The sequence below is a fragment of the Burkholderia sp. KCJ3K979 genome (genome assembly GCF_016759955.1).
Lineage (GTDB): Bacteria > Pseudomonadota > Gammaproteobacteria > Burkholderiales > Burkholderiaceae > Burkholderia > Burkholderia orbicola.
Genome location: NZ_JACFYV010000296.1, coordinates 1 through 6,807 on the forward strand (window position 1 = coordinate 1; position 6,807 = coordinate 6,807).

The following is a 6,807-nucleotide window of genomic DNA, read 5'->3' on the forward strand; positions in this document are numbered from 1 at the left end:
TCCCTTCCTTCCGCGCCGCGTTTCCGTTGGCGCGAAAGAGGCGTGATTCTAAGCACCCGCCCCCGTCCACGCAAGCCCTTTGTGAAGAAAGTTTGAAAAAGCCTCCGTGCGCTGCCGCGCACGGAGGTTTTGCGCTCGACGGGCGGTAAAACGCAACACGCGCCGCCCTCCAAAGATATGACGAACACGTCTCTTCCCTCCCATATATAGGAGGGCGCGGAACCGGCAAGGAACCCGGCGCGGTCGAGTATCATGCCGCGACCGAACCACGCACTCATATCGATGATGGACAGCACGACTCAACCCGGCGACGCCGACCTTCGCGACGAATATGCCGCACTGCGCGAGCGCGCGATCCTGCTGGAACAACAGGTGCCGCCGCTTCTGCAACGCATCTCGGACATGTTGCCGCGCATCAGCGGCGAATCCGAACTGGCGGACACGCATCGCGAGCGGCTCGTCGGCGCACGCAATGCGGCGCTGGTCTCGATCGAAAACTATCAGCAAGCAATTCCATTCCTGCAGACGGCCGACTCGATCATCGAGCAACTGGACAAGACGCCCGAGCGCGACGAAGACATCGAGTGGCGGGAATCGCTGCTGCAACGGCTGGACGAGTTGATCGACGTCGCGATCGTGATGATCGACGATGCGGACAGCTACTTCGAGCAAGCACAAGCCTGCGACCTGTCCAGCGTGCCGACATCCATCCTCGAGGATTGAACCGGCTCGACCGGAACCGCGCGGTGCACCGGACTCACGTCGTGCCCACCGACAACCGTTAGCTGCTTCCCCTGCATCGCAGGGCCTGCCGCCGATTCCCGCACGAAGCGACCACCGTGTGCGACCGTCACCCCGCGCGGAGCCGCACGTCGCCGCTACGACGCATCCAGCACGATCGTCTCGCGCATCATCGGCACGCGGATGTATCCGCCCGCCGCATCGCCGTACGCATGCGCGTTCCCGTCGATTACGTATTGCGCCGTCAATGCGCACAGGGTCGCATCGCGCGCATCGACGGAGCGCAGCGTCGATACGTCGATGCCCAGCCGCTCCAACAGTTGCCGGCGCTGGTTGCGCTTCTGCTTCGCCGACGCCACGGCCTTGCCCAGCATCGCGCAGGTAATCGCATAAGGATAGGTTTCGAAACTCGCCCGCCCACCCGCGTAGTGCGCGTCGGTCAATAACGGATAAGCGTCCGCGAGCGCGCGGTAGACGCGCTCCCCCATGAACATCCAGTCGAAGAAGCCCGACGTGCTCGCGACGGCCTGCTCCCGCGACGGGGTCGGGAAGCACGAGATCCGTTCGCGCGCGAGCGCCTGCTCGGCCGCGCGGCGGCCGCTCCCGGTCCACCACAGGCTCGGTGCGTCGACGCCGACGGCGACGACATCATGGGAGAGACACAGTGCGGGCAGCGACTCGGGCGCGATCCGCGCTTCCCGGCAGACGACCGTCGAGCCACGCAGGATCACGAGATCGCACAGCTTCCTGTCGCCGCCGACGTCGACACCCGCCACGGCAGCGGGTTGTCGTGCGGCGAATCGGGCCGAGCACATGCGCGTGCGTCAGTCCGCCGGCCGCGCGGCGTACGCGGTGTCGAAGATCGCCTCGAGACCGGGATGGACGCCGCGCATCGGGTCGACGACCGACTTCGCCCAGTCGAAGTACGCCTGCTTGCGTTCGAGCGGCCAGTCCGCGGGCGGATGCCGGGCGATGTCGCGCAGGTTGCAGATCTTGTCGGCCAGCTTCACGAGCTTCGCGCGCCGGCTGATGGTGGCCGCGTGCTCGACCTGCAGACGCTTGCGCTCCTCCTTCGGCAGCGACTTGTCGTCGGTGACTTCCATCACGATGTCCGCCACGTCCTTGCCGAACAGCCGCAGCAACTCCTGCTCGGTCGTCTCCGTATCCTCGACCGTGTCGTGCAACACGGCCGCGACGATCACGCGTTCGTCCTCGACGCCGGCCTCGTTGGCCAGCACGTCGGCGAGCGCGATCGGATGATTGATGTACGGCGACGCCTCTTCATCCTTGCGCCGCTGATTGCGATGCTTGTCCGCCGCGAACGCAATCGCGGCTACCAGCTTCTTCATATTCCCCCCTCGTGTGGCCAGACCCGCGGCCGTCGAACCGGCCGCGTGCGTTTCGGAACTGCTCATACTACCTGTACGCGATGACCCTTCCCGTGCGCCGGCATCCCGGCGTACCCCGTGTCACGCGCCGGCCGGCGCGCGCTGCAACTCGACCACGTTGACCCGCGCGCCGAATACATCCCTCACGAGCGGCAGCAGGTGGTCGTGGTGCGTCAGGAACAGCACCTGCGTGCGCGTCGACAGATCGCGCAACGCATCGAGCCCGGCCTTCGCGCGCGCATCGTCGAAATTGATGAACAGGTCGTCGGCGACGAACGGCAGCGCCGTGCGGCTGCCGAGCTGCAACTCCAGCGCCGCGATCCGCAGCGCGAGGAACAGCTGATCGCGGGTCCCTTCGCTGAGCCCCGCGACCTCGACCGACTTTCCCCTCGTGCGCCGCGCATACAGCGCGGGCGGCGTCCGTTCGGTGTCGACGGTCAGCTTCGCGAATTCGCCCAGCGTGAGCCCGGCGAAAATCTCGCCCGCGCGCCGCAGCATCGGCCCCTGCTTCTGGTCGCGGTAGCGATCCGTCGCCCACTTCAGCAAGCGGCTCGCGGTGGCCGCCTCCAGATACTGCTCGGCCGCGTCGCCCATCGCCGCCAGCGCCTCCTGCCGTTTCGCCTCGGCGACGGCCGCGTTCGCCTGGCCGTCGATCGCGCCGAACGCCTGGTCGGCCACGACCTGCTGCTGCGACAGCTCGTTCAGCCGCTTGCCGATATCGGCGAGCGACTGCTTCACCGCTTCGAGCTGCGCCGGCACGTCGGCGATGTCCTGTTCCGCCACCTCGGCCTCGACGGCGGACCGGGACAGCCCGTCGCCGTCGCGCACCAGCGCCTCGTGCGCGGCGTCGACCGCCTGTCGAAGCTGGCGCTGCCGATCCGAGCGCTCGGCCAGCGGCAGCGCCGCGTCGATCGACGCGACGCCGGCCAGTTGCAGCAGCGGCTGGATGCGCGCGTCGGCGCCGGCCACTGCGGCAGCCGCGTCCGCGACCTTGCCGTCGGCGTGCCGCACGGCCTCGTCGGCACGATCGATCGCTCGGGCGATTTCCCGGGCGGCCGCGAGACGCATCGTCAGCCGGCGCGCCACGTCCAGCCAGTCGCCGCTCGCCAGCCATTCCGGCGCGAGCGCTTCGGCAAGCCGCCGCGCGCCGGCCTCGAGCGCGTTCAGCTCCGCGCGGATCGTCGCAATCCGGTTGCGTGGCGCGTCGGCCTCGGCCAGTTCGGCCGTCACCGTATTCGCAAGCCCGAGCGCGCCTTCCGCCGCGGCCAGCGTCGTCGCGCTCGCGGGCAGTTTCGCGTCGGCCAGCGCGTCGCGCCATTGCGCTTGCCACGCGTCGTAAGCCGTTTGCGCATGATCGGCCCGCGACTGCGCGGTCGCGCAGCCGCGTTCGGCTTCGCGAGCACGATCGTCGAGACTGTCCTTCTGTGCGGCCGCTTTCTCGGCCGACTGGACAAACGTCTCGGCGACGGCGACGAGCGCGGCCAACCCGTCCGCCTCGCCGCCTCGCGATACCGTCAGCAGCGCCGCCCGCAACGCGGCTTCCGCGCCGGCCCGCGTAGCCCGCATCGTGTCGAATTCGCGGCGCAGACGATCGAGATCGGCCTGCGCGGCGAACACCGTGTCGCGCTTCGCGAGCCAGTCGCCCATCGCCGCCAGCGGCATGCCGGGCACCGCGGCCGCCGTCGCGAGCGCAGCCCACGCGTCGCGATGGGCGGCGAGCTCGCGCTCGCGTTCGTCCAGCGCGGCTTGTCGGCGCGTCACGCCTGCACGCGCGGATTCGACCTGTTGACGCAGCGATTGCAGCGTCGCCGCGGCCTGGGTCGCGCCGAGCTGCGCATCGACGAGTTCGTCGGCGAGGCGAATCGCGTCGTCGAGCGCCGGTGCGCCCGTGGCGAGATCGACGGCGCCGCTGCGAATCTCGCCCCACGCGCCGTCGCGCCGCGCACGCGCCGCCAGCACGTCGGCGGTCGTGACGACCTTGTGGTTCTCCGCGAAATGCTTCTCCTGCAGTTCGAGCCGCTCGAGCTCTTCGAGTGCGCCATCCCGCGCGTCGCGCGCGGCAGCGGCCGCGCTGGCACGCTCGCTGTCTTCCTTGAGCAGCGCACCGAGCCGCGCGGCCGACGGCACGTCGAGCGCACGCAGCGCATCGACCGGCATGCGCCACTGGCCGAGCGCGTCGAGCGCGCCGGACAGCGTGCGTTCGGCCGCCGCGATTTCGTGCGCCAGCGCCTGCTCGCGCGCGCCGCTGTTGCGAAAGCCTTGCGCATCGGCCAGCGCCGCGCGCAACGCTTCCGGCACGTCGACGGTCGACAGGCGCGCCTGTTGTTCGCGGACCTGCGCCAGCTCGCGCGTGCGCTCGTCGAGCGATTCGCGTGCGCCGGCAAGCGCCTGGTGCAGCAGGCCGTGCTCACGCAGCAGGTTCGCGACCGTCTTCAACGACAGCGCCGTCGGCAACACGGCGCGCAGCGACGCTTCGTCCGTCGGCCAGCCGAGCTGCGCGGCCGCCGACGACGCGGCTACCAGGTGCCGCTCGACGTCCGCGCCGAGCAGCAGCAGATCCTGCGCGTGATTCATGCATGCGCCGCGCAGCCGATCGAGCGCTTCGATATCGGCTTCGAGCGCCAGCGTGTCGGCGTCCGCGGCGATCGCATCGCGCGCCTGCCGCTTCGCGAACAGATCGGCACACCGCTCCTCGAGTACCTTCTGTTCGGCCGCGAGATCGCCCTGCGCCTTCAGCAGATCCGCGTACGCGGTCGGCGGCAACTCGACGACCGCGCCCAGTTCGGCCAGCGCCGCGTCCTTGACCGTCAGTTCCTTCAGGTACGGCGCAAGCCGCCGCACGCGTTCGAGCTTCGAGCGCAGCGCTTCGAGCCGGCGCTGTTCCGCGCGCGCCTGCTCGATCTGCTGCTCGACCGCTTCGCGCGCGTCCTTGCGATCGACCCAGTCGCGCGTACGCACCTGGACCGTCTTCAGTTCGGTGACGGCTTCGTTGAATGCCGTTTCGGCCAGCGCGAACGCGCTGCCGCTGCGACGCGGCGCCCACAATTCGAGCGCGCGCGCGTCGAGTTCCTCGCGCACCGGCCCCAGGCTGCCGACCCCGGCAGCCGATTCGAACAGCACCTGGCCGAGCTTGTCCGATGCGTCGAGAATGCTGCGGCCGCCATCGACCAGCCGCCCGTGATCGAGCCCGAACATCTGCTCGAAGAACTCGCGCGTCGCGCCGTCGAGGATGGTTGCCAGATAGTCGTCGGGCAGCTTGTCGTCGGCGGGCGTGCGCAACGGGCTGCGCCCGCGCGCCCGGTGGAACGCGAATTCGCCCGTGCCGCTCTCCAGCACGCCGCCGATCCGCAACTCGGGCGTGCTGTGCAGGAAATCGAGCGGCGTCTGCAGCTTCATCCCGAACAGCAATTCGGACACGGCCGTGCGGATCGTCGACTTGCCGGCCTCGTTCGGCCCGACGATCACATGAAAATCCTCGCCGGCCGACGGGAACCGCAGCGTCTCGTCGGTGAACTTGCCGTACTTGATCAGATCGAGCTGACTGATGCGCATCGCTTACTCCCCCCTCGCCAGCCGCGCGAGTAGCGCGGGCCCGACCTGCTCGACCAGCGCGGTCAGCTCGCCGGCGCGGGCCATCGTCAGCAACGGCACCTCCTCCTTCACGTCGCTGCGGACCTTGCCGACGAACGGCTTCAGGTCGCGTTCGAGCAGCGCGAGGAAATCCGGATCGTGTGCGGCGTCGGCCAGGATCTGCTTCAGGTCCTCCAGCGCTTCAAGTTGCTCGCTCTCACCCTGCTGATGATCGGCCGCGGACGTCGCGAGCCGGACCTTCTCGAGCCACAGCCGCTCATTGCCGATGATGCCGATCTGGTTCAGCACCTCCGCACGCAACTGCGGCGCGCGGCCGAAAAAGAGGCCGTGCGCGGGGGTGCGCCCGGTAACGGTGACGCGCACCGCGCGCGGCACGTGGCCGTCGACGGTCAACAGCGCCTCCAGCGACTGGCCGATCTTTCTCGACAGATCGGCCACCGACACGCAATCGGACGCGTCGACCGACACGGCTTCCCAGCGCAGCACGTCGAGATACAGGCGCTCGACCTGCGTCTTGCCTTGCTCGACCGTCACGAGCACCGCGCCGCGCCGGCCCGTCTCGCGGATATGGCGTCCCTGCAGATTGCCGGGAAACACGACGGTGGACGGGCCTGTCCATTGCTGGAATTCATGCACGTGGCCGAGCGCCCAGTAGTCGTAGCCTTTCGCATGCAGTTCGGCCAGCGTGCACGGTGCATAGTTCGCATGCGCCGCATACCCTTCGAGCGCCGTATGCAGCACGCCGATGTTGTAGTACCCGGGCACCGGGTCCGGATAGCCGATCGCGAGGTTGTCGACGACGGCCTTGTCCTTGAAGCTCTGCCCGTGCAGCGCAACGTCGAATTCCGGCAGGCGGACGGTCTCCGGCTTGCGGTGGCCGAACACGGTGACGTTGTCGGGCAGCGTCAGCTTCTTCGTCATCTCGCTTTCGGCATCGTGGTTGCCGCCGAGCACGAACGCACGGATGCCGGCCCGGCGCAACCGCCCCATCTGCTGGCCGAAGAAGATGCCCGTGTTGTGATCCTTCCAGTCGCCGTCGTACAGGTCGCCCGCGATCACGAGGAACGCGACTTCCTCTTCGATCGCA

The 6,807-nt window shown here is 68.9% G+C and carries 5 protein-coding genes; 1 reads left to right on the plus strand and 4 read right to left on the minus strand.

Annotated features, from left to right (window positions below; all coding sequences use genetic code 11):
* The first annotated feature begins 285 nt into the window (after positions 1–285).
* Positions 286–723, plus strand: a complete 438-nt coding sequence (locus tag H3O04_RS32895; protein ID WP_237666519.1) for an ATPase — start codon at positions 286–288, stop codon at positions 721–723.
* Between the two features lie 155 nt (positions 724–878).
* On the opposite strand, the gene H3O04_RS32900 is transcribed toward H3O04_RS32895, so the two are convergent.
* From H3O04_RS32900 to H3O04_RS32915, 4 genes are all read right to left on the minus strand, one after another.
* Positions 879–1,556: a DUF429 domain-containing protein gene (locus H3O04_RS32900; RefSeq protein WP_043888527.1), complete on the minus strand. Its 678-nt coding sequence runs from the start codon at positions 1,554–1,556 to the stop codon at positions 879–881.
* A gap of 9 nt (positions 1,557–1,565) precedes the next feature.
* A complete protein-coding gene (locus H3O04_RS32905) occupies positions 1,566–2,090 on the minus strand; it encodes an HD domain-containing protein (RefSeq protein WP_006489846.1) in 525 nt (174 codons plus the stop codon).
* Between the two features lie 120 nt (positions 2,091–2,210).
* Complete coding sequence (locus H3O04_RS32910; RefSeq protein ID WP_202589277.1) at positions 2,211–5,681, minus strand: ATP-binding protein; 3,471 nt, start codon at positions 5,679–5,681, stop codon at positions 2,211–2,213.
* A 3-nt stretch (positions 5,682–5,684) separates the two neighbouring features.
* On the minus strand, positions 5,685–6,807 hold a 1,123-nt coding region (locus H3O04_RS32915; RefSeq protein ID WP_202589278.1), incomplete at its 5' end, for a metallophosphoesterase family protein.

Bases quoted from the DNA above. Each gene is read 5' to 3' on its own strand.
- H3O04_RS32910 (WP_202589277.1), bottom strand. From the start codon at position 5,681: ATGCGCATCAGTCAGCTCGATCTGATCAAGTACGGCAAGTTCACCGAC.
- H3O04_RS32895 (WP_237666519.1), top strand. From the start codon at position 286: ATGGACAGCACGACTCAACCCGGCGACGCCGACCTTCGCGACGAATAT.
- H3O04_RS32900 (WP_043888527.1), bottom strand. From the start codon at position 1,556: ATGTGCTCGGCCCGATTCGCCGCACGACAACCCGCTGCCGTGGCGGGT.
- H3O04_RS32905 (WP_006489846.1), bottom strand. From the start codon at position 2,090: ATGAAGAAGCTGGTAGCCGCGATTGCGTTCGCGGCGGACAAGCATCGC.